Below are 20,517 nucleotides of genomic sequence, written 5' to 3'. Positions count from 1 at the left end.
AGAGAAATGACCGCTGATACGGACCGTGTCACCAGCCTGGAAATCCTGGTGACGGAACAGGAAAAAACCATTGAAGAGCTTTCTGCCCAGATTGCCGAACAATGGACAGTGATCGAAGCCATGCGCCGGAAGCTCGATGCCTTGACGGACCGCTTCCTTGTTCTCGAAGAACAAACCACGCCGGACATTCCGGTGACCAAACCACCCCACTGGTAGGCCGGATATTCCATGATCACCGTAGAACCCTTGGAAAATCGCCCCGAGCTCGTTCCCGTATGCGCGCGCTGGAATTTTCATGAATGGGGCCATGCCGATGGCCGGAGCATGGAGCAGACCATCGACGCCTTCATGGAGCTGCTGGCGCCCGGCAGCCGGCAGAAAGCCTTTGTCGCCCTCGTGTCCGGCTTTCCCTCCGGACTGGTGCTTCTGATCGACAATGATCTCGACAGCCATGCCCATCTCACGCCCTGGCTGGCCAGCCTGTATGTCGATCCTGCCTTCCGCAACAAGGGTGTCGGAAAGCAGCTGATCGCGGCGGCGGAAAATGCTGCCCGCGACCAAGGCCATTCTGAGCTTTATCTCTACACGGACAAGCCCGACTACTACCGCGCCGCAGGCTGGCAACACCACGAAGCGCTGGCCGGCGAGAACACGGGAATGGCGATCCTCAACCGCGCGCTCTGATCAGATTCTGTGCGTCTTGAACGCCTCGATGATCAGCTTCATGCCCAGCGCGCCCATGACGGCCCCGGCACCGCGGTCGATCCATGCCTTGAACCCGGCATAGGCCGCACGGGCTCTTGTCGTCGAGAACATGGTGGCAACCAGCGTGTACCAGCCCGTCTCAATCAGAAACACCATGGGCGGCAGCGCCAGCAACAGCCAGAGCGGTGCGTCAGCGGGCAACAGCGCGGCAAAGAGGCTGGCATAGAAAATTGCTGTCTTGGGATTGCTCAATTGGGTCATCAGGGCAAAGGAGAATGACCGGGCCAACGACATATGCCCGCCAGTTCCCGTCAAAGCCAGGGGTTCGGATGCATTGCTCCAGACGCGAACGGCAATGTAAATCAGATAGGCCCCGCCGGCGACTTTCAGGATCAGATAAAGCCATTCGACCTGCATCAGCAGGGCTGTCAGCCCCAGAACGGCCAAACAGCAAAAAATCGCGCCGCCTATGCCCATGCCCAGCGCGGCGGCCACGCCGTGCAAACGCGGCGAGGTGATGGCAATGCGGGAAACCAGGACGAAGCTTGGGCCGGGGCTCATCGCGCCCAGCAGCAGAACCCCAAGAATGGTGAAGAAAACGGCGATCGCAGACATGGGATGATCTCCAGCGTGCGTCAGTGACGCGGAGCGGCATATTCTCATGTTTCATGGATAAAACAAGCAGTCTCGTCGCCCAGAACAAAGCCGCCGGCCTTGCAACCGGCGGCCCGTCAGATACGTGAAACATCAGCCCTTGTAGGGGCAGGCATTGTCCGTGTTGTAGTTGTGAACCTTGACCTTGCCCGAAATGATATCGGCCTTTGCCGCCTCGACGGCCTTCTTGACATCGTCGGTCAGCAGCTTGGCGTTGTTTTCGTCGGCGGCATAGTCGACGCCGCCTTCCTTGACGCCGAGAACATTGACGCCGGCGGTGAACTTGCCGTCCGCGCCGTCCTTGAACGCGTTGTAGGTGGCCACGTCAACGCGCTTCATCATCGAGGTCAGAACCTTGCCTGGATGCAGGCCGTTCTGGTTGGAATCGACGCCGATACCGAGCTTGTTTGCATCGGCAGCCGCCTGCAGCACACCGATACCGGTGCCGCCGGCCGCCGCGAAGATCACGTCAGAGCCCTGATCCATCTGCGACTTGGCAATTTCACCACCCTTGGCAGGGTCGTTCCAGGCGGCAGGCGTGTCGCCCGTCATGTTCTGGATGACCTTGGCAGCCGGATTTGTCGCCTTTACGCCGCCGACATAGCCGCAGGCAAAGTTGCGGATCAACGGCACATCCATGCCGCCGACAAAGCTTACCGTGCCGCTCTTCGAGGTCTTGGCGGCGATAACGCCAACGAGATAGGAGCCTTCATTGTCGTTGAAGACAACCGACCGCACGTTTGGCTTGTCGACAACCGCATCGATGATGACGAATTTCGTATCCGGAAATTCCGTCGAGACCTTTTCAATGGCCGCAGCAGCGGAGAAACCGGCGATCACGATCGGCGAGTTGCCATCTGAAGCGAATTTGCGCAGAGCCTGTTCGCGCTGGGCTTCGTTCTGGATTTCGAACTCGCGGAATTTTACGCCGGATTCCTTGGTGTATTTTTCTGCGCCATGAAACGCAGCCTCGTTGAAGGATTTGTCGAATTTGCCGCCGAGATCGAAGATCAAGGCAGGTTTGTTGTCCGCGGCATAGGCCGAGAAGGACATGGCTGTGGCAGCCAGCAGACCAAGAACAATACGCTTCATTTGATACCAACCCTCTGGATTTTGTTAAGCAGGACCGGCATTCCGCCGGTTCCCGACTGTGTTGCGGCCCATCCCGTCACAGCCGCCCCGAAAGCAATCTTGCACGGCTCACGGCAAAATTCACGCGGAATTTTGCCTCCCGGTCAAATATTGCGAAATAGCCGAGCCCTATCAGTACCTTATGCAGATTTCACCTGTGGAACAGGGCAAGCTATGCCCGCTGCCGCGCAGGCCGCGACAGACTACCGGATTCCGGGCGGGAACGCGCCTCAACGCGCGGCAAAGCGGCCGGCACGGTTTTCGCGCCGGTAGCCCAGGCTATAGAGAAGCAGGGCCAGAATGGTGAACACGACGAAGGTGGGCGTTGCAAGAATCCACAGCATCAGCGGATCCCACAGCACGGGATAGAGACGGGCCTTGAAATAGGCCTCGACGACGCCGAGGGATGAGGTGGAGAGCGATTGCCAGCTTTCCTGCAGGGGGGTGGTCACCAGATGCGACGCCCCCACGGACCGCGCCGCGTCAAGAACCGCAGCGATGATTGCCATGGCGAGCGCAATATAGGCAAAAAGCCTCAATACAGGTCGGATCACGTCTTTCTCCAAAGTCATCGGCCGGTGCCATCGGGCGCCGGGAAAACGGTATTCTAGCGTGGAACGCCTACCGATTGAATGCAAACTTACCGGCATTTTGGGACCGAACGATGAAGTTTCCCTGAAAATTCGCAGCAATTTCAGTGACAAAGGAATGAAATTATGCCAAAGCGCATTTATGTTGAAATAGGTGTTGAACAAGAGCCTGTTCTGACTATAGTGCGCGCCGCACGGGGTCGTTGTTGGCTAACCATCTTCAAGTGACTCGCGCAAACTCCAAAGACTGAGTGACCGATGGTTGACGGTGCTCCTGAGCCGGGTTTTCCGGCTGAGAACGACCAACCCGACCGGCCCCACGCCGGACGAATTGCGGAGAGGTGGCCGAGTGGTTGAAGGCGCACGCCTGGAAAGTGTGTTTACGTCAAAAGCGTAACGCGGGTTCGAATCCCGCTCTCTCCGCCAGTTCCCTTCCCTTCACACCGATCCATCAGATATAGCCGAGAGATGCCAGCAGGCGCCTTGCCGCCGGCGGAACGTCGTCATCGGAAAACAGCGCGGTGTATGCCCCCGTATGCGCAAACGGGTTTTCCGCGACATAATCGTCATTCGACTGCTCATCCGCGCCAAGAACGACGTGCCGCGCATGATCCGCACTCGACAGCCGGATGCCGCAATACCGGGCGATATAGGCGCCGACTTCCGCGGGATATCGCAGCAGATCCTCCTGCCTTATGGCTATGTGATCGACCTCGTTTTCCTAGGACCGCCACGCCCCGATGGCGCCGACCCACTGTTCGAAACCGTGATTGACGTCGTCGGCTATTTGCTTGCGCAGCATGCTCGCCACCACATCCCGGCCATCCCTGTAGATGTAGATCACCTTGGCATTGGGGAAATGCGCCTTGATTTCCCGCATGTGAAACACGTAGTCAGGCCATTTGTCGCCCCATTTCCAGCGCGGCTTGTTGCCATAAACCGCGTGAAGCGCAGCGGGGAAGCCAAGCTCCGCCTCCTCGCCCGAAAGCTTCATTCGATAATTCCAGTGTTGCAGCCATTCCGTGTTTTCAACTTCCAGATGCTTGTTGTGCAGCCAGTCGGAAAGTGAAAATTCATGCTTCCATGCGCCCCAAGCAAACAGAGCCCATTCATTGGAAATAGTAATACCGTTCTCATTCAATATTCGAACGAGCGCTGTTGTACCACTTCTCTTGCATCCACAGATTATCACTGGACTAAATTTTGAATCATCCCCCATATACCCCTGCATCACCGCCCCGATATTATTATATTCTTTTATTGTTTTAATTCATGTCAAGGGTGTCAGCGAAATATACAGCGGGAAATACACTGTATCACCGGGTATCACTTAGATTTGAACAGTATATCCTCGGGAGCGCCGGCCGGCCAAAACCTCGAACCGCACGCGAAACCTCTGTGATTGTGCATTGATCCGCACTGTGGAAAACTATTTGCGGGAGAATGGGACGGTCCCACGATTCGGCACAGGGGCCGGGCGATGGGCCGGCATCATGGGGAGGTGTGCATTGCTCGGCTTGCCAGCACTGATCGGCATGATTGTTGTCGGTATTTCAGTCGGCGTCCTTGCCGTGCACCTGGCTGGCGGCAGCGCGCGGCCGCAGCTCGCCGATGACGACGAGACCCGATCGATCTTCCTTGCCGATTTCCCCGAAAGCCGCATCGGGCCGATTGTCTACACGCGTGACCGGCGGACGGCGTTTTTCGAACTCCCCACGCAGCGCACCGGCATTGTGCATGGCATCGGCAACAAGTTCCTGACGCGCTGTATTTCCGCGCCCGATGTTGCAGGCGCAGAACCGGCGGGCGATCGCGCGCTCAAGGTGCGCTGGCACGACATCACATGGCCGCGCCAGACATTTTCATTTGCCAGCGAAACAGAGCGACGTATCGTCCGGGCCTGGCTTCAGGCTGCAGCGATGTCTGCCGAAGGGATCACCCATGAACGCGCCCATGTTCTTTGACGTCACGAAACTGGCCGTCCCGTTCTATATCCTTGCCATCCTCATTGAACTCGTGGCCATCCGCTACTGGCACCGCAAAGGCGACTTCGAGACGCGCGATACACTGACCAGCCTGCTGATGGGCACGGGCAATGTCGCCGCCGGGCTGCTTCTGGGTTTCGTTTCGGTGACAGCCCTGATGTGGGTCTGGCAGTTCCGCTTGTTCGATCTCGGCATGCACTGGTGGGTGTTCATCGCGGCGTTCGTTTTCGACGATCTGCGCTATTACTGCTATCACCGTATTGCCCATCGCGTGCGCTGGGTCTGGGCGGAGCATGTCAACCATCACTCCAGCCAGCATTACAACCTTTCCACGGCCCTGCGCCAATCCTGGACCGGTCAGATAACCGGCATGTTCATTCTGCAGGTGCCGATGGTGCTGCTCGGGTTCCACCCCGCCGTGATCGCCTTTGTCTACGGGTTCAATCTCGTCTACCAGTTCTGGATTCACACCGAAGCCATCGGCAAGATGTGGCGCCCGTTCGAATTCATCTTCAACACCCCATCGCATCACCGCGTGCATCACGCCACCAACCCGCGTTATCTCGATGCCAATTTTGCCGGCACGCTGATCATCTGGGACCGCATGTTCGGGACATTCGTCGAAGAGCTGGATGAGGATGTTCCGCGCTATGGGATCGTCCGGAATATCGGCACATTCAACCCGGTGCGTGTGGCCTTCCACGAATGGGCCGGCATGCTCAAGGATGTTTTCTCGCCGGGTCTGACCTTGCGCGAGCGGCTGCTCTACATGGCCGCCCCGCCGGGCTGGAGCCATGATGGCAGCCGCCGAACCTCGGAAGACCTGAAAGCGGATTATGTCAGGCGGCATCCCGGGGAAGCGGGCAAGGCCGGACTGCCAGAACTGTGACACGGCACTGAAACCTTGCGGGGGACAGCAATGACATCCAAGACACAATCGGCCATCCGGCCGGCGCTGCACAGGCTGTTCGCGATTGCGGCGGTGGCTGCCATTGCCAGCGCGCTGCTCGGCACGGACGGGCGCTGGCTGCACTACGTCAGCAAGCCGCTGGCGACGGCGCTGCTGCTGCTCCTGGTCGTGCAGACGGCCAACCCGGTTTCAAAGCGCTATCAATGGGCGATTGCCGCGGGTCTGGTCTTTTCGCTGTGCGGCGATATTTTCCTGATGCTGCCGCAGGATCTGTTTGTCGCCGGGCTGATCTGTTTTCTCATCACGCACTGCGCCTATATCGTCGCGCTGACCGGTGATGTCCGCCTCGGCGCCGTGCCCCTCACTTTCGCCGCCTGCGCCCTCTTGGCGCTGGCAATCGTCTGGGGCCTGTGGTCAAGCCTGCCTGCGGAACTGAAGCTTCCTGTCACGGTCTATGCGGCGGTTCTGGCCGCGATGGGCGCCCAGGCCATCAGCCGGGCCCAACGCCTTGCAACGTCCCCTGCCCGGCTGGCCGGCATGGGCGGCATGTTGTTTCTGGCCAGTGACACGCTGCTGGCCTATGGGAAATTCCGCTTCGCCATGCCGCTTGGCCCCCTCTGGGTGCTGGGAACCTACTATGCCGCGCAATGGTTCATTGCGCGGTCGGTCGCATCATCCGGTCAGTGAAACTCCACCGTTTCTCCCGATCACCGCATTGGCGGTTTTCCGGCGGGAGAATTGCGGGTAGATTTACCGATATACAGGAAACAGTGACAGGTCTGATCATCATGCGGAACACGGTTGCCTCGCTTTTTCTCATGGCCATCCTGCCGGTAACGGCGGCACTGGCTGAAGATCTCAAACCGATGGATATGGATGCCGTCGATCCTGATCTGCTCGAAAGCTTTTTTGGCCCATGGCAAATTCGCGACGAAGGCGGCAACAGGCTGTGCAAGGTGACGCTCAAACGGGACGAGACCATTGGCGGCTCGCAGATCGATATTGATCCGGCCTGCGTCAAGGCGTTTCCCGTCATGGGCGACATCACCGCGTGGCGGCTGAAGGAAAACTGGACCATCGAACTCGTCGACGCGACGCGCAAGACGCGTATCACCTTCGAGACGCCGGACGAGACCTACATTGCGCAGCCGCAGACGGACGGCATATTCACCATCGAGCAACTGGCTGGCGAATGAGCGGCCGACCGCTCAGATTTCGGGTCCGGGCGCGGCCTGCATCATGCGGACGGCATTGATCTTCCAGCTGCCGTCGGGCTGTTTCGTCAACTGGTACAGCGCCGTCCAGTCCTTGCCGTCGGGACCGCGGATGACGACTTCCTGCACGATCTCGCTATCCGACACCTTGCTGCGGCCGAAGGCAAAATTGCCCGGCCGGTATACGGGCTGGTAGGCCCGCTTGACCATCTCGAAAAACATGTCCTGATTGACGAACTTGCCCTGAATGGCCGGCGAGGCGAAGGAATAGGCGGTTGCCGCGTCGTCACTGAGAAAGGCGGCGATCTGCTTCCTGATGATCGACTGTCCCGTATCCAGCGGCTCATCGGCCATCGCCGCGCCCGGCATGGCGATCAACAGGAACAGGCCGGAAATGATATAAGCTGGAAATGTCTTCATCATGCCGTCTCCTTGCATCTGCCGGGACAACCAGCCGACAGGATAAACCTCCTGCGGATGAAGTCCATTGTCCGGTTCTTTCGCTGCAATACGTGGCGGTCATGGTGATGGATCACTTTGCTGCGAATCCCGGCGATTGCGACTTGTTGCCACTTCAAGCCGGTCGGACGATTGCTATTGGCCGGCTGCGGTGAAACAGTGCGAACGAGTTCGGTGCTCGAAAGAGTGAGAGGCACGGCAGCCCCCCTGCCGCGAAAACATGTTTCCATGAATACACCTGATCAACAGCATGGCACGGGCGGTACAACCGTGACCGCTGCGCCTGCTCCGGCCATTGCCGGTGAATCCGAGACTGAATCGCGCTACTGGCGCCAGAACCTTGTCGTCTGCCTCATCGGATCGTTCACGACGATCGTGGCCATGACGCTGCTTCTGCCCTTCCTGCCGCTCTATGTCGAACAGCTGGGCGTCAAGGAACACGCGGCAATCGTGCAATGGTCAGGCGTGGCCTATGGCGCCACCTTTTTCACCGCGGCCCTCGTCGCACCGCTCTGGGGGCGGCTCGCCGATCTCTACGGCCGCAAGCTGATGCTCATCCGCGCGAGCCTCGGCATGGCCGTCGCCATGTCGCTGATCGGCATGGCGACGGACGTGTGGCAACTCGTGGCGTTGCGTCTCGCTGCCGGACTGCTCGGCGGCTATGCCTCCGGTTCCACCGTGCTGGTGGCGACCCAGACGCCGAAAGCGCGCACCGGCTGGGCGCTCGGCACCCTGTCGTCGGGCATCATGGCGGGCAATCTGGTTGGGCCGCTGATCGGCGGCGGCCTGCCGCCCCTGATCGGCATCCGCCAGACATTCTGGCTGGCGGGCGGCGTGATTTTCCTGACCTTCATCGCGACCAGTCTTTTCATCAAGGAGGAGCGGCGCCCGCCGAAGGGCAAGGGCGCCAAGGTGACGGGCGGCTGGTCGGCGATTCCCGACAAGCGCCCCATCATCGCCATGCTGGCGACCGGCCTGCTGCTGATGCTGGCCAACATGTCGATCGAACCGATCATCACGGTCTATGTAGCGCAGCTGGTCAGCGATGCCAGCAAGGTGACGATTGTTTCCGGCGTTGTCATGTCGGCGGCGGCGCTCGGCAGCATCCTGTCGGCGTCACGGCTGGGCAAGCTGGCCGACCGTGTCGGCCATTGGAATGTGATCATTGCCGCCCTCGCCGTATCGGCTTTGTTGCTGATACCCCAGGCTTTCGTGACCGAGGGCTGGCAGCTGATCGGGCTGCGATTCCTGATGGGGCTGGCGCTTGGCGGGCTGCTGCCCTGCATCACCAGCGTCATCCGGCACAACGTTCCGGACCGGGTCGCAGGCGGCATCCTGGGCTATTCGACATCATCGCAATATGCCGGACAGGTCGTCGGCCCCTTGGCAGGCGGCTTCATCGGCGGGCATTTCGGCATGCGCGCCGTGTTTCTGGCAACCTGCGTGCTGCTGGCCCTCGGTTCGGCCTATTGCTGGCTGGCACGGCCGCGGCAGTCTTAGTAAGCCAACGCTTACGCGTTACCGGCTTTCGCGGCGGCGGCAGCAAGCGCCTCGCCATCCATCCGGTAAAAAAGCTTGTCCGGCAGCGGAGACGCGCTGAAACCATTGTAGAAGGCCAGGACCTTCGGATTGTTGCGGTCGGCGGTCCAGTCGACGCGCTTGTAACCCCGCTCCAGCGCCAGTTTGGCCAGTGCATGCATCAGCGAGGTACCGGCTCCGCTGCTGCGATGCGCCTTTGAAACGAAGAGCTCCTTGAGAAACAGGCCGGATTGCAGACCCGGCCCCGGATAGATCGACGAAAACGCGGCAAAGCCAACGAGCTCATCCGTGCCGGCGACCAGGATTTCCGTCCCATCGGGCATATCGCGCAATCCGCGCAGTATTTCCGCGCGCGGCGGACAGGGCACGTTGTAATGGGCCTGCATTTCCTCAAACAGGGCCGCAAGCTGCGGGTGATCCGACGGATTGGACAAACTGACTTTCATCAATCCCGCATTCCTTTCCATGCAAAGGCGGCTCCAGCCAAAACCGGAACCGCCTCTTTCGTCTCTTCGGCCCTATGCTTTATTCGCCGGCATTGATGGTAACGGGCGTCAGCTTGTTGGCCTTCAAACCATACTTTTCCAAAAGTGCATCATAGGTACCATTCGCCTGCAGTTTTTCAAGCGCCACTTTCACCGCATCGCGCAATTGGGTCTCGCTTTTCAGGACCGGAATGCCGGCCAGAGACTGGCTGAATGCCTCGCCAAGCGTAACATAGGTATCAGGTTCCAGCTTCTGGTTGTAGGGAAGGGTTTCATTGCCCTGGGCCGCTGCCTGAAGACGCTGGCTCTTGATCTGCGTGCGGGCATCGGCGGACCCTTCCGTGCCCATGACATTGATCGCAGGCTTGCCCTTGGCAACGCAGTTGGCTTCACTCCAGGCGGTGATCTGCGCGGGCCAATCCGTCGAGCGGCTGGCGCCCACCGACTTGCCGCAAAGATCGTCCACCGATTTGATTTCGCCGGCCAGGGCCTTGGATGTGTAGAACTGCGCACCCGACTTCATGTAATCGACGAAGTCCGCGGTTTCCTGGCGAGCCTTCTTGTCGCTCATGCCGGCCATCGCCAGATCGACACGGCCAGTCTGCAGGGACGGCAGCATCTGGGCAAAAGCGATTTCCTGCCATTCGACTTTCAGACCAAGTTCCTTGCCGATGGCTTCGCCAAGCTCGATGTCAAAACCCTGCAGCACATTGGTGGCCGGGTCCTTGTAGGTGATCGGCGGATAGTTCGGCATGGTCGCGATAACAAGTTTACCGGCATCCTTGATGCGAGCCGGAAGGTCCTGTGCCATGGCAGAAAAGCTGAATGCCAGCGCTCCACCGAGAATTGCAAGCCGTGTCATGGTTTTCATGTCTGGTTCCTCTCTGGCCGGTTCTTCCGGCCTGTTGATTTCAGTTTGGCTCAGGACAACACCGCTGCGATGAAGTCCTGTGTGCGTTTTTCTTTCGGGCTGCTGAGGATGTCGTGCGGGGTTCCGGTCTCGACAATCCGGCCGCGGTCCATGAACACCACCCGGTGCGCAACCTCGCGGGCGAAACCGAGTTCGTGCGTGACCACGATCATCGTCATGCCACTGGTGGCGAGATCGCGCATCACACTCAGCACGTCGCCAACCAGTTCCGGATCGAGTGCCGATGTCGGCTCGTCGAACAGCATCAGTTTGGGCTGCATGGCGAGGGCGCGGGCAATGGCGATGCGCTGCTGCTGCCCGCCGGAAAGTTCGCTGGGGTAGGCATCCTTCTTGTCGGCCAGACCGACCCGTTCGAGCAAAGCCATGGCTTCGGGGATGACGCTGCTTTTCGCTCGCTTCTGGACGATAACCGGCCCTTCGACGATGTTTTCCAGCACCGTCATATGGGCGAAAAGGTTGAACCGCTGGAACACCATGCCGCTTGCCAGGCGCTGGCGCGAAATCTCCGCATCGGTCAGTTCATAGAGCTTGTTGCCCTCCTGGCGAAAGCCGACCAGTTCGTCGTCGACCCAGATGGCGCCGGAGTCGATGCGCTCCAGCTGGTTGACACAGCGCAGGAGCGTGCTTTTGCCGGAGCCCGAAGGTCCGATGATACACAGGACTTCGCCGTGACTGATTTCAAGCGACACGTTCTGCAACGCGTGAAACGGCCCGAAATACTTGTTGACGTCTACCGCTACGACCATGGCTGACATGTTCAGACTCCTTCCGCTGCGGCAGGTTCGGTGCGCTTGCCGGTCCGGCGCCCCAGGCTTTTCGAATAGTGCTTCTCGAGGAGATGCTGGCCGATGGAAAGAATGGTCACAACCGCCAGATACCAGATAGCCGAGACGATCAGCAGTTCCATGACGCGGTTGTTGGCGTAGTACACGGCCTGGGCGTTGCGCAGGATTTCCGCGTACTGGATGACGCTGGCAACCGAGGTCAGCTTGACCATGCTGATGACTTCATTGCCGACAGGCGGAATGATCACGCGCATGGCCTGCGGCAGCACGATACGGCGCAGCATGGTCAGCCGGGTCATGCCGATGACCTTGGCGGCTTCGATCTGGCCGTTGTCGACGGACAGGATGCCGCCGCGCACGACCTCGGCGGTGTAGGCCCCCTGATTGATGCCAAGGCCGAGCAGCGTGGCCATGAACGGCGTCATGAAATCGACGGTGCGCATTTCGAACAGACCGGGAATGCCGAGTGTCGGAAAGATCAGGGCGAGATTGAACCAGAGCAGCAGCTGCAGCAGCAGCGGCGTTCCCCGGAAAAACCAGATGTAGAACACCGCCACATATTTCAGCACCGGATTGGGCGACATGATCATGATGGCAAAGACGACACCGAGCAGCAGGCCGAGGGCCATGGCACAGATCGTCATCAGGATGGTGTTCCACAGACCGGCGAGAATGGCCGGTGCAGTGAAGAACTGGCCGACCACCGGCCAGGCAATCTGGCCCTGCGCAAAAGCCTTGACGATCATGGCCAGCGCCAAAATGATCAGGGCAGCGGCCAGCCAGCGGCCATAGTGGCGCCGGGGCTGGTGCTTCAGGTGCGCAATGGAATATTTGGCAGGCGGGACGGAAACCGTGTGTTCGATATTGGCCATCGTACTCATCCTTTCAAAGCCGCTGTCGGGCTCGCATAGGAGGATAGCCACTCCCGCTGCGATTCCAACACGGTTTTGAGCCTGACGATCTGCTCGCGAACCCGGTCCGGAGCCGTTCCGCCATAGCCCTTGCGCGCATCGACGGCCGCCTGCGGCGACAGGCTTGACCGGATCGACGGCAGCAGCCTGACATCGACGGCGGCAAGGTCATCGTCGCTCACATCCTCAAGGCCGATATTCCTGTCTTCACAGTAACGCACCAGCGCACCGGTGATTTCGTGCGCCTCGGAGAAGGGCACGCCTGTCTTGGCCAGCCAGTCGGCGACTTCCGTTGCCAATGTGAAGCCGTCGACCGACTGCCTGCGCATGATATCGATGTTGACGCGCATGGTCCGGATGAGGCCGGCCATGGCAGGCACGACGAGCGTCAGGGCATCGATCGTGTCGAAGGCAGCATGCTTGTCCTCGGCAAGGTCACGGTTATAGGCGAAGGGCAGCCCCTTGAGGGCGACGAGCATCGTCGTCAGGCTGCCGATCAGCCGGGAAGCACGGCCCCGCGTCAGTTCAGCGATATCACAGTTCTTCTTCTGCGGCATGATCGACGAGCCGGTGGCATAGCCATCGTCCATTTCGATCCAGCGGAACTGGCGCGAGGACCACAGGAAAAGCTCCTCGGCAAGACGCGACAGGTGCACGCCGAACATGGCCGTGACAAAGAGGAATTCCGCCACATGGTCGCGGCTGCCCACGGCATCGATGGAGTTTTCGCACGGCGCGTCATAGCCAAGCTCGTGCGCCGACAGCTCCGGCTGCACGGCGATGCTTGAACCAGCCATGGCAGCCGCTCCGAGCGGCGAGCGAGCGGCGCGCCTGTCCCAATCGCGCAGCCGGTCAAGATCGCGGGCAAAGGTCTGGGCATGGGCCAGCAGCTGATGGGCAAAGCTGATGGGCTGGGCCGGCTGCAAATGGGTGAAGCCCGCGGTGAGCGTCGTCACGTGGGCTTCCGCCTGGCCGGTCAGCGCCTGCTGCAGGAGAAGAATATCCGCACCGAGCCCGCGCGCCACATCGCGCAGATAGAGCTTCAGGTCGTTGGCGGCCTGATCATTGCGGGAACGGCCCGCCCGCAGCTTGCCGCCAAGCGCGCCGATGCGTTCGCCCAGAACCCGCTCCAGGAATGTATGAATGTCCTCATCGGCGGCGGTTGGCTCGATCGCGCCGGCCGCGTAGTCGGCGCCGATGCCCTTGATCGCCGCGAAAACCGTTTCGGCTTCGGCCTCGGTCAAAATCCCGGCGCGCACCAGTTCCCGCGCATGGGACAGCGACGAGGTCAGGTCATACGGGACAAGCCGGAAATAGCTGCTTTCCGAACGGGAAAGCGCTGTCAGCTCAGGTGATGGACTCGTCCTGAAACGCGCCCCCCACAAACGGACGGACTGCTCGGTCATGGCATTTATTCCCCTTTTTCTCGTTGTTGGAAGCTTATGGTTGTGTTTTTGACACGACAAACGAAATGAATTCGCATATCCATTCCAAAAAGGAATACCCTCTGTTCCGAAGAACCAGCGAGGCGAAGGCGATGGTATCCGGCCGGATATATCCGTCCACACGGGCATTGCAGGTCATTGCGGCGATTGCCGAACATGGCAGCACGACGGCGTGCGCCAAGGCGTTGAACATGACGCAGAGTGCCGTCAGCAAGCAATTGCTGGCACTGGAAGCCCTGGCTGGCGTTCCGCTGTTTGTCCGCACGCCCTACGGCCTCTCGACCACGGAAGCGGGCAGGATTTATGTGGTCGAAGCCCGCATCGCGCTTGGCGCCATGGAGAATGCTGCCTTGCGGGTTGCCGCATTGGGATCGTCGCCCAATGCCATCAAGCTGCACATCCTGCCGATCATGGGCGACCGCTGGCTGATCCCGCGCTTTGCCAGCTTCGCCGAAGCGCATCCGGACATCAATGTCGAACTGTCGACCTTTGCCAATAACGATCTGATCAACCAGGCGGATGCCGCGTTTCGTTTCGGCGAAGGCGATTGGCCCGATCAGGACAACCACTACCTCTTTGGTCGCGAGGTGGCGCTTGTCGGCGCGCCGCACTTCATTGCCCGGCTTGGCGGCATCCGGCATCCCGGCGACATCGGCGCGTTTCCGCTGCTCCACCACAAGTACACGCCCCTGCGCTGGGAAGAGTTTGCCCAAGCGCAGCGCATCACCGATTTCGCGCCGGACCGTATCACGCATTTCGGCTTCTATGCGCTGGTCATCCGGGCGGCAATTGCCGGACAGGGGTTGGCACTGGTGCCGCGCGGCCTGATCGCCGACGAGCTGGCCAGCGGCAAGCTCGTCAATCCGCAAGGCTTCGGGTTCGTCAGCCGCCACGCCTATTGGCTGACCTGTCCGCAGGACCGTCCGCAACGGCCGGCCATGCGCATATTCCTTGACTGGCTGCTCCGGGAAGTCAGTTCCATGCCGTCCGACATGCGGTGAACCGGCCGATCAAACCTGCGTGTTTTCAGGGCCAATCCCATTCAAAAATATTTAATCAACTTGTCATGGAACCGGACGGACTCCCGACGCATTTCCTCGTCTAGTCTGGCACTGCCAAACAGCATGCCATGCTCATCAGAATACTCAGGGAGGAAGTGATGAACGACAAGCGTTTTCCCATACCGGTCATGGTGAAACTGGGCGCGACGGGCCAAAGGGCGATCACCAGTGTCTGGGAAGCGATGGAGTGCCTGCAGCGCTACTGGCCGTCGAAGACCGGCGCGAGCTATCGCCGCGCATTGCAGGCCTGTCTCGATGCCCTGGACGGGTGGAAACCCGCCCACAAGGCGCGCCATGCCTTTATCAGCGCCGCGCGCGATGCCGGGGTGTTTCTCGACACGAGACTGCGTCAGTAACCGGAGCGGGCGACGCCGGGACCCATATGCTCCGGCGGCGCTCCTTCTCCGATATCAGCGAATATCCGCCCGTGCCCGTGGGCGTTTTTCATTCATCTCATGGCTGAACACAGCGGGCGGCAGCGGCGCAAGCCTGCGGATGATATCGGCGCCCTTTTCGCCCATCATGATGGTCGGTGCATTGGTGTTGCACGAGGGAACCCGCGGCATGACGGAACTGTCGCAGACGCGCAGCCCCTCCAGCCCATGCACCTTCAAGTCCAGATCGACAACCGCCATCGGATCCGTGCCCATCCTGCAGGTACCGACCGGATGGTGATCGGTCTTGGCATTGGCGCAACCATAATCGAACAATTGCTCGTCCGAATTGTATTTCGGCCCCGGCAGGCGTTCCGCCATGACGAAGGGCTTCAGCGCCGCCTGGTTCATGATTTCGCGGGCAAGTTTCAATCCTTCGATCGACATCTTGCGGTCGTGCGGATCGCTCCAATAGTTGGGATCGATCAGCGGCGCGGCCATTGGATCTGCCGATTGCAGCCGCACCGTGCCGCGCGACCGCGGATGCAGATAGGCCGAATTCAGGGTGACGCCGGCGTTCTTCAGCCGTTCGACACCCGCCTCGATGCCCGACCCCAGCCCGAGATGGAACTGGATATCCGGCGAACGGGCGTCGGGATCGGCGTACCAGAAACCGCCTGTTTCAAACAGGCTGGACGCGACGGGACCGGAGCGGAACAGCACATATTGCAGCCCCGCCCACAGGGTGCGGTGCAGCTTGGCGACACCGTCATAGGTGTGATCGCCGGTGCATTCGGAAATCACGAACAGATCCAGATGATCCTGCATGTTCTCGCCGACACCGGGCAGATTGTGCACGACGGGAACGCCGGTTTTCCGCAGCTGATCCGCCGCGCCGATGCCCGACTGCAGCAGCAGTTTCGGCGAGCCGATGGCGCCGGAACTGACCAGCACTTCCCGCTCGGCGCGGATGATCTCGCGGGCACTGCCTTTGGCGATTTCAACACCGACGGCCCGGCCGTTCTCCACCACGATTTTTGTCACCTGCGCGCCCATGCGGACCGTCAGGTTCTTGCGGCCTCTGACCGGGGCAAGATAGGCCATCGAGGCCGATGAGCGGCGGCGATCGCGCTGGGTCAGCTGGTAGAAACCGACACCGGCCTGCTGCCTGCCGTTGAAATCATGATTGTAGGGAATGCCGAGTTCCTGCCCGGCCCGGATATAGGCATCGCAGATCGGCAGGGTTGCAACCGGCATGGAAACACCCAGCGGCCCGCCATAGGAATGGTAGTCATCGGCAAAACGCTGATTGTCTTCGGCACGCTTGAAGTAGGGCAGCACGTCGCGGTAGCTCCAACCGGCACAGCCATCTTCCGAGGACCACAGGTCGTAATCGGTTGCATTGCCGCGCGTATAAAGCTGTGCGTTGATGCTGGAGCCGCCACCGATGACCTTGGCCTGCGTGTAGCGCAGCACGCGGTTCTTCATGTGCTTCTGCGGCACGGTCGACCAGCCCCAGCTGGCGACACCCTTGGTCATCTTGGCAAAGCCGGCCGGCATATGGAACAGCGGATTCCAGTCGCCGCCGCCGGCCTCGAGCAGCAGGACCTTTACATCGGGGTCCTCGCTGAGGCGATTGGCAAGCACACACCCCGCAGGGCCGGCACCGGTGATGATGTAATCGTAGGAGGATGATTTTTGGGTTGAGTTTGCCATGACTCAGACACCCCCCTCTGGGCTGCCGCCCATCTCCCCCACAGGGGGGGAGATCACATCGGCATTGACATTTTTGCATCTTGAACAGCGATGCAAGGCGAAATGAAACGAAACCGACAGCTGATCTCCCTCCCTGTGGGGGAGATGTCCGGCAGGACAGAGGGGGGTGAAATTCATGTTTTGCAACCTGTTAAAGTCGATTGATCGAAAGGGCGCCATCCGCGTTGATGATCGAGCCGGTGGCAAAGTTGAAATCGCCGCCGGCCAGCGCCGCAACGATGCGGCCGAGATCATCCGGCTCGCCCCAGCGCTTCATCGGCACGAGTCCTTCGGCGATGCGTTTGTCATACTTGGCTGCGGCAACGGCCGTCATGTCGGAGCGGATGATGCCGGGACGCACGTCGAAAACGCTGATCCCCTCTTCCGCAAGCCGCACGGCCAGCCCTTGCGTGAACGACGACAGTGCCGCCTTGGTCATGCAGTAATCGAGACGTTCCGGCGAGGTCATCTCCGCGGAAACCGACGTGATGTTGATGATCGTACGGGCGGCCCCCTCATCGGTGCGGCCAAGCATGGCGCGCAGCACCGCCTGGGTGAAGAACACGGTTCCCCGCACATTGATATCAAAGATCGCATTATAGTTTGCCGGCTCAAGATCGAGGAAATCACCGCGCACTTTCGAGCCGATGCCGGCATTGTTGACGAGACAGTCAATCCGGCCGAATGCTGCCATGACGGCGCCGACGGTTTGTGCATGGCCAGAAAGATCGGCGAGGTCCGCTGCAATGAATTCTACCCTGGCGCCGAGTGATTCCAGTGCTGAAACGGCGGCATCAGCCGCTTCATCCCGCACAAGGTCGGTGATCGCCAGATCAAATCCCCTGGCGGCAAGCGCCCTGGCAATACCGAGGCCGATACCGCGCCGGGCGCCGGTAACCAGAGCGACGGGTTTGGGTTGGATGCTCATCATGCAAGCTCCCCGGCAATGATGTGATCGGCGACGCGCAGCGCCTGTGCGGCGATGGTCAGCGCCGGGTTGACCGCGGCTGATGTCGGCAGGAAGGCGGCATCGACGACAAACAGGTTGGGATGGTCGAAGGCGCGGCAATGGACATCCAGCGGCGCCTGCGCCGGGTCCGTGCCCATCCGCACGGTGCCGCATTGATGCGACGGCGTCTTGCGATCAAAGGCCTTGGACAGAACGAGGGGAAATCCGGCGGCCCGCAACACCGACTTGATCCTGGCGACCAGTTTCTGATGTGCCGGCCAGTTGCTGCGCACCCATTCGAGAATGATCCTGTCGCCATCGACGCGAACGCGGCTCTCCGGTTTCGGCACATCCTCGCTCATGGCGAGGAAATCCACCGTATGATTGCAGAACCGGTCAAGAATCCATTCGGGCACGAGCTTGAGGTCCGACTTCAGCACGGGTCCGCTGATCCGCCCGAGCAATTGCACATTGCCGAGCGGTGCACCACCCTCGCCATCGGACAGGTAGAAATCATTGAAGCCGAACGTCTTCTGATAGATGGAATCATTGCGGAAGCGCGGATCGAACCCGATGACCGCCGACAGGTTGTGATTCATGAAGTTGCGGCCGACCTGATCGGAGCGGTTGGCAAGACCGGCGGGATTGCGGCTGTCAGCCGACCGCAACAGAAGCACCGCGGATTGAACGGCGCCTGCGGAGAGGATCACCAGCTTTGGCCTGACAACCGAGACTGTTCCGTCTTTCACATAGTGCACGGCGGCAATCGACTTCCCGTCAACCGCCGTTTCCAGCCGCGTGACGCGCGAATTGGTCTGCAGGCGGATATTGCCGTGCTTCAATGCCTGGGCAAGGGCGGTGGTTTCCGCATCCATCTTGCCGTTGAAGCTGTTGGGGTGTGCATCCCAGGGCGTCCTGCCGTGGGACATCCATGTATCGATATCGACGCCGAGCGGCAGGGAAAACGGATGGACACCGGCAACACGCAGCCGCCTGCGCAGGACACCGATGGGTTCCTCGTCGGGCACGGGCGGAAAGCCGTAGGGCGTCGAATGATGCGGTTCCGTCGGGTCTTCGCCTTGGCTTCCGCGCACCTGATAGAGCGCCTCCGCCTTACCGTACCACGGCTCCAGCTCGTCATAGGCAAACGGCCAGGCGGGTGAGACCCCCTCGAGATGCTGCATCTCGGCAAAGTCCTCGGCGCGGTAACGCGTCAGCACCGCGCCATAGAATTTCGAATTGCCGCCGACATTGTAGTAATTGCCGGGATTGAACGCCTTGCCGTCCGCATCGTACCAGCTTTCGTCCGGGCGGAAGAAACCCTTCTGGAAGATCGCGCGCGGATCGCGGTTCTCCGGACGGTCGGGCAAATGACCACCCGCCTCCAGGATCAGGATGTCTGCTCCCGATCCCGCCAGACCGGCGGCAATAGTCGACCCGCCAATCCCCGAACCGATGATGACGATATCGGGGGATTGGCTTCGTTGCGATGCGGCGTTCATGACATCGTGATCGTCAGGCGCCGATACGCAGCTGCGATTGCGGATCGAAGAACACGGCCTTGTCGAGATTGAACGCCAGCTGCGTCTTCTGCCCCGGCAGGATCTGGGCGTCGGCACGCAGGCGCGCCACCACTTCCTTGCTGCCAAGCCTGGTCACGGCGAAGGTATCGGACCCCGCTGGTTCGACCACGTCGATGAGGCACTCGCCTTCCACCAGCGAACTCGCATTGCGGTCCGCTCCGTCCGGATCGGTCAGGGCTTCCGGACGGATGCCGAAAATCACATCCTTGCCGGAATGCCCCACCAGCGCGCTGTTGGTCTTCCTGATCGGCAACCGCAACGGCGAGGAATCGGGCCGGTCGAGCACGACGCTCAAATCCGAAGCACCGCCCTCGATTTTCGCCTTGAGCAGGTTCATGGCAGGCGAGCCCATGAAGTCCGCGACAAAGAGGTTGGTCGGATTGTTGTAGATTTCCGCCGGGGTGCCGAATTGCTGCAGGATGCCGTCCTTGAGCACGGCGATCTTGGTGGCCAGCGTCATCGCCTCGATCTGGTCGTGCGTCACGTAGACGATCGTGGTTTTCATCCGCTGGTGCAGGCGCTTGATCTCGGTGCGCATGTCGACGCGCAGCTTGGCATCGAGATTGGACAGCGGCTCATCGAACAGGAACACCTGCGGATTGCGCACGAGCGCCCGGCCCATGGCAACACGCTGGCGCTGACCGCCGGACAGCTGGCTCGGCTTGCGGTCGAGCAGATGGCCGATCTGCAGCATGTCGGCAACCTGCTTGATGGCCTTCTCACGCTCGTCTTTCGGCACGCCGCGGATTTCCATGCCGAAGGCGATGTTTCCGCCAACGGTCATGTTTGGATAAAGCGCATAGGACTGGAACACCATGGCGATATCGCGCTTGGACGGATGCAGGCCGCTGATCGATTTGCCCTTGATGGAGATATCACCGGAGCTGATCGGTTCGAGCCCGGCAATGGTGTTGAGCAGGGTCGACTTGCCGCAGCCGGAAGGGCCGACGAGGACGAGAAAGCCACCCTCGTCGATCTCGATATTGATGTCCTTCAGGATCGGGACATTGCCATAGGATTTATGCAGGTTCTTGATCTGGAGAAATGACAT

The 20,517-nt window shown here is 60.4% G+C and carries 23 protein-coding genes and 1 tRNA gene; 10 read left to right on the top strand and 14 right to left on the bottom strand.

Features of this window, described 5'->3' with window-relative positions:
- Window positions 1-6 precede the first annotated feature (6 nt).
- A complete protein-coding gene (locus AC1Q5O_RS19895; protein WP_105733935.1) occupies window positions 7-216 on the top strand; it encodes a SlyX family protein in 210 nt (69 codons plus the stop codon).
- Window positions 217-228: 12 nt separating this feature from the next.
- Entirely contained in the window at window positions 229-684 is a 456-nt protein-coding gene (locus AC1Q5O_RS19890) for a GNAT family N-acetyltransferase (protein ID WP_492565367.1), read from the top strand.
- Here the strand turns inward: AC1Q5O_RS19890 and AC1Q5O_RS19885 are convergent, their stop codons facing one another.
- The 3 genes from AC1Q5O_RS19885 to AC1Q5O_RS19875 form a co-directional block, all read right to left on the bottom strand.
- A complete protein-coding gene (locus tag AC1Q5O_RS19885) occupies window positions 685-1,320 on the bottom strand; it encodes a LysE family translocator (protein ID WP_492565365.1) in 636 nt (211 codons plus the stop codon). It abuts the gene before it with no gap.
- A gap of 132 nt (window positions 1,321-1,452) precedes the next feature.
- Window positions 1,453-2,451: a BMP family lipoprotein gene (locus AC1Q5O_RS19880; protein WP_223612330.1), complete on the bottom strand. Its 999-nt coding sequence runs from the start codon at window positions 2,449-2,451 to the stop codon at window positions 1,453-1,455.
- 269 nt (window positions 2,452-2,720) lie between these two features.
- Complete coding sequence (locus tag AC1Q5O_RS19875; protein WP_492565362.1) at window positions 2,721-3,044, bottom strand: hypothetical protein; 324 nt, start codon at window positions 3,042-3,044, stop codon at window positions 2,721-2,723.
- A 371-nt stretch (window positions 3,045-3,415) separates the two neighbouring features.
- On the opposite strand from AC1Q5O_RS19875, the gene AC1Q5O_RS19870 reads away from it, so the two are divergent.
- A tRNA-Ser gene (locus tag AC1Q5O_RS19870) sits at window positions 3,416-3,506 on the top strand.
- Window positions 3,507-3,801: 295 nt separating this feature from the next.
- Here AC1Q5O_RS19870 and AC1Q5O_RS19865 read toward each other — a convergent pair.
- Window positions 3,802-4,299: a sulfotransferase family protein gene (locus AC1Q5O_RS19865; protein WP_492565360.1), complete on the bottom strand. Its 498-nt coding sequence runs from the start codon at window positions 4,297-4,299 to the stop codon at window positions 3,802-3,804.
- A 289-nt stretch (window positions 4,300-4,588) separates the two neighbouring features.
- Between AC1Q5O_RS19865 and AC1Q5O_RS19860 the strand changes: the two genes are divergently transcribed.
- The 4 genes from AC1Q5O_RS19860 to AC1Q5O_RS19845 all read left to right on the top strand — a co-directional run bounded on the left by AC1Q5O_RS19860 (window position 4,589) and on the right by AC1Q5O_RS19845 (window position 7,171).
- Complete coding sequence (locus tag AC1Q5O_RS19860; protein WP_492565358.1) at window positions 4,589-5,044, top strand: hypothetical protein; 456 nt, start codon at window positions 4,589-4,591, stop codon at window positions 5,042-5,044.
- Entirely contained in the window at window positions 5,022-5,954 is a 933-nt protein-coding gene (locus AC1Q5O_RS19855; protein WP_492565356.1) for a sterol desaturase family protein, read from the top strand. Before AC1Q5O_RS19860 ends, AC1Q5O_RS19855 begins: the two co-directional genes overlap by 23 nt.
- Window positions 5,955-5,984: 30 nt before the next feature.
- Window positions 5,985-6,662 (top strand): lysoplasmalogenase, encoded by a 678-nt coding sequence (locus AC1Q5O_RS19850; protein ID WP_492565354.1) that lies wholly within the window; start codon window positions 5,985-5,987, stop codon window positions 6,660-6,662.
- 83 nt (window positions 6,663-6,745) lie between these two features.
- Complete coding sequence (locus AC1Q5O_RS19845) at window positions 6,746-7,171, top strand: AprI/Inh family metalloprotease inhibitor (RefSeq protein ID WP_288194799.1); 426 nt, start codon at window positions 6,746-6,748, stop codon at window positions 7,169-7,171.
- Window positions 7,172-7,183: 12 nt separating this feature from the next.
- Here the strand turns inward: AC1Q5O_RS19845 and AC1Q5O_RS19840 are convergent, their stop codons facing one another.
- Window positions 7,184-7,612 carry a DUF4864 domain-containing protein gene (locus AC1Q5O_RS19840; protein WP_492565351.1) on the bottom strand — a complete coding sequence of 143 codons (429 nt, stop codon included), beginning with the start codon at window positions 7,610-7,612 and terminating at the stop codon, window positions 7,184-7,186.
- 264 nt (window positions 7,613-7,876) lie between these two features.
- Between AC1Q5O_RS19840 and AC1Q5O_RS19835 the strand changes: the two genes are divergently transcribed.
- Window positions 7,877-9,148 carry a multidrug efflux MFS transporter gene (locus tag AC1Q5O_RS19835; RefSeq protein WP_492565349.1) on the top strand — a complete coding sequence of 424 codons (1,272 nt, stop codon included), beginning with the start codon at window positions 7,877-7,879 and terminating at the stop codon, window positions 9,146-9,148.
- Window positions 9,149-9,159: 11 nt separating this feature from the next.
- On the opposite strand, the gene AC1Q5O_RS19830 is transcribed toward AC1Q5O_RS19835, so the two are convergent.
- From AC1Q5O_RS19830 to argH, 5 genes are all read right to left on the bottom strand, one after another.
- Window positions 9,160-9,633 carry a GNAT family N-acetyltransferase gene (locus tag AC1Q5O_RS19830; protein WP_346307625.1) on the bottom strand — a complete coding sequence of 158 codons (474 nt, stop codon included), beginning with the start codon at window positions 9,631-9,633 and terminating at the stop codon, window positions 9,160-9,162.
- A gap of 79 nt (window positions 9,634-9,712) precedes the next feature.
- The gene (locus AC1Q5O_RS19825) at window positions 9,713-10,534 is read right to left on the bottom strand and encodes an ABC transporter substrate-binding protein (RefSeq protein ID WP_223612429.1); all 822 of its coding nucleotides are present in this window, start codon (window positions 10,532-10,534) and stop codon (window positions 9,713-9,715) included.
- A gap of 59 nt (window positions 10,535-10,593) precedes the next feature.
- Window positions 10,594-11,358 (bottom strand): amino acid ABC transporter ATP-binding protein, encoded by a 765-nt coding sequence (locus AC1Q5O_RS19820; protein ID WP_288194796.1) that lies wholly within the window; start codon window positions 11,356-11,358, stop codon window positions 10,594-10,596.
- Between the two features lie 2 nt (window positions 11,359-11,360).
- Window positions 11,361-12,260 carry an amino acid ABC transporter permease gene (locus AC1Q5O_RS19815; RefSeq protein ID WP_464662203.1) on the bottom strand — a complete coding sequence of 300 codons (900 nt, stop codon included), beginning with the start codon at window positions 12,258-12,260 and terminating at the stop codon, window positions 11,361-11,363.
- A 5-nt stretch (window positions 12,261-12,265) separates the two neighbouring features.
- Window positions 12,266-13,705 carry an argininosuccinate lyase gene (gene argH / locus AC1Q5O_RS19810; RefSeq protein WP_492565346.1) on the bottom strand — a complete coding sequence of 480 codons (1,440 nt, stop codon included), beginning with the start codon at window positions 13,703-13,705 and terminating at the stop codon, window positions 12,266-12,268.
- Between the two features lie 65 nt (window positions 13,706-13,770).
- Between argH and AC1Q5O_RS19805 the strand changes: the two genes are divergently transcribed.
- On the top strand, window positions 13,771-14,745 hold the full coding sequence (locus tag AC1Q5O_RS19805; protein ID WP_472462020.1) for a LysR substrate-binding domain-containing protein: 975 nt from the start codon (window positions 13,771-13,773) through the stop codon (window positions 14,743-14,745).
- A 158-nt stretch (window positions 14,746-14,903) separates the two neighbouring features.
- The gene (locus tag AC1Q5O_RS19800; RefSeq protein ID WP_105733947.1) at window positions 14,904-15,161 is read left to right on the top strand and encodes a DUF982 domain-containing protein; all 258 of its coding nucleotides are present in this window, start codon (window positions 14,904-14,906) and stop codon (window positions 15,159-15,161) included.
- Between the two features lie 54 nt (window positions 15,162-15,215).
- Here AC1Q5O_RS19800 and AC1Q5O_RS19795 read toward each other — a convergent pair whose 3' ends face one another.
- The 4 genes from AC1Q5O_RS19795 to AC1Q5O_RS19780 form a co-directional block, all read right to left on the bottom strand.
- Window positions 15,216-16,895, bottom strand: a complete 1,680-nt coding sequence (locus tag AC1Q5O_RS19795) for a GMC family oxidoreductase (protein WP_492565343.1) — start codon at window positions 16,893-16,895, stop codon at window positions 15,216-15,218.
- A gap of 190 nt (window positions 16,896-17,085) precedes the next feature.
- Window positions 17,086-17,862: a 3-ketoacyl-ACP reductase gene (locus tag AC1Q5O_RS19790; RefSeq protein WP_492565341.1), complete on the bottom strand. Its 777-nt coding sequence runs from the start codon at window positions 17,860-17,862 to the stop codon at window positions 17,086-17,088.
- Window positions 17,862-19,385 carry a GMC oxidoreductase gene (locus tag AC1Q5O_RS19785; protein WP_492565339.1) on the bottom strand — a complete coding sequence of 508 codons (1,524 nt, stop codon included), beginning with the start codon at window positions 19,383-19,385 and terminating at the stop codon, window positions 17,862-17,864. The genes AC1Q5O_RS19790 and AC1Q5O_RS19785 overlap by 1 nt, the downstream gene beginning before the upstream one ends.
- Window positions 19,386-19,398: 13 nt before the next feature.
- A complete protein-coding gene (locus tag AC1Q5O_RS19780) occupies window positions 19,399-20,517 on the bottom strand; it encodes an ABC transporter ATP-binding protein (protein ID WP_403169061.1) in 1,119 nt (372 codons plus the stop codon).

The organism is Phyllobacterium sp. MT110 (assembly GCF_058792715.1).
The sequence above is the reverse complement of the archived record's forward strand: the minus strand, read 5'-3'. Positions and strand labels throughout refer to the sequence as shown.

Bases quoted from the DNA above. Each gene is read 5' to 3' on its own strand.
- AC1Q5O_RS19865 (WP_492565360.1), bottom strand. From the start codon at position 4,299: ATGGGGGATGATTCAAAATTTAGTCCAGTGATAATCTGTGGATGCAAG.
- AC1Q5O_RS19815 (WP_464662203.1), bottom strand. From the start codon at position 12,260: ATGGCCAATATCGAACACACGGTTTCCGTCCCGCCTGCCAAATATTCC.
- AC1Q5O_RS19835 (WP_492565349.1), top strand. From the start codon at position 7,877: ATGAATACACCTGATCAACAGCATGGCACGGGCGGTACAACCGTGACC.
- argH (WP_492565346.1), bottom strand. From the start codon at position 13,705: ATGACCGAGCAGTCCGTCCGTTTGTGGGGGGCGCGTTTCAGGACGAGT.
- AC1Q5O_RS19825 (WP_223612429.1), bottom strand. From the start codon at position 10,534: ATGACACGGCTTGCAATTCTCGGTGGAGCGCTGGCATTCAGCTTTTCT.
- AC1Q5O_RS19820 (WP_288194796.1), bottom strand. From the start codon at position 11,358: ATGTCAGCCATGGTCGTAGCGGTAGACGTCAACAAGTATTTCGGGCCG.
- AC1Q5O_RS19805 (WP_472462020.1), top strand. From the start codon at position 13,771: ATGAATTCGCATATCCATTCCAAAAAGGAATACCCTCTGTTCCGAAGA.
- AC1Q5O_RS19840 (WP_492565351.1), bottom strand. From the start codon at position 7,612: ATGATGAAGACATTTCCAGCTTATATCATTTCCGGCCTGTTCCTGTTG.
- AC1Q5O_RS19780 (WP_403169061.1), bottom strand. From the start codon at position 20,517: ATGTCATTTCTCCAGATCAAGAACCTGCATAAATCCTATGGCAATGTC.
- AC1Q5O_RS19800 (WP_105733947.1), top strand. From the start codon at position 14,904: ATGAACGACAAGCGTTTTCCCATACCGGTCATGGTGAAACTGGGCGCG.
- AC1Q5O_RS19885 (WP_492565365.1), bottom strand. From the start codon at position 1,320: ATGTCTGCGATCGCCGTTTTCTTCACCATTCTTGGGGTTCTGCTGCTG.
- AC1Q5O_RS19795 (WP_492565343.1), bottom strand. From the start codon at position 16,895: ATGGCAAACTCAACCCAAAAATCATCCTCCTACGATTACATCATCACC.
- AC1Q5O_RS19855 (WP_492565356.1), top strand. From the start codon at position 5,022: ATGAACGCGCCCATGTTCTTTGACGTCACGAAACTGGCCGTCCCGTTC.
- AC1Q5O_RS19850 (WP_492565354.1), top strand. From the start codon at position 5,985: ATGACATCCAAGACACAATCGGCCATCCGGCCGGCGCTGCACAGGCTG.
- AC1Q5O_RS19880 (WP_223612330.1), bottom strand. From the start codon at position 2,451: ATGAAGCGTATTGTTCTTGGTCTGCTGGCTGCCACAGCCATGTCCTTC.
- AC1Q5O_RS19890 (WP_492565367.1), top strand. From the start codon at position 229: ATGATCACCGTAGAACCCTTGGAAAATCGCCCCGAGCTCGTTCCCGTA.
- AC1Q5O_RS19830 (WP_346307625.1), bottom strand. From the start codon at position 9,633: ATGAAAGTCAGTTTGTCCAATCCGTCGGATCACCCGCAGCTTGCGGCC.
- AC1Q5O_RS19785 (WP_492565339.1), bottom strand. From the start codon at position 19,385: ATGAACGCCGCATCGCAACGAAGCCAATCCCCCGATATCGTCATCATC.
- AC1Q5O_RS19790 (WP_492565341.1), bottom strand. From the start codon at position 17,862: ATGAGCATCCAACCCAAACCCGTCGCTCTGGTTACCGGCGCCCGGCGC.
- AC1Q5O_RS19895 (WP_105733935.1), top strand. From the start codon at position 7: ATGACCGCTGATACGGACCGTGTCACCAGCCTGGAAATCCTGGTGACG.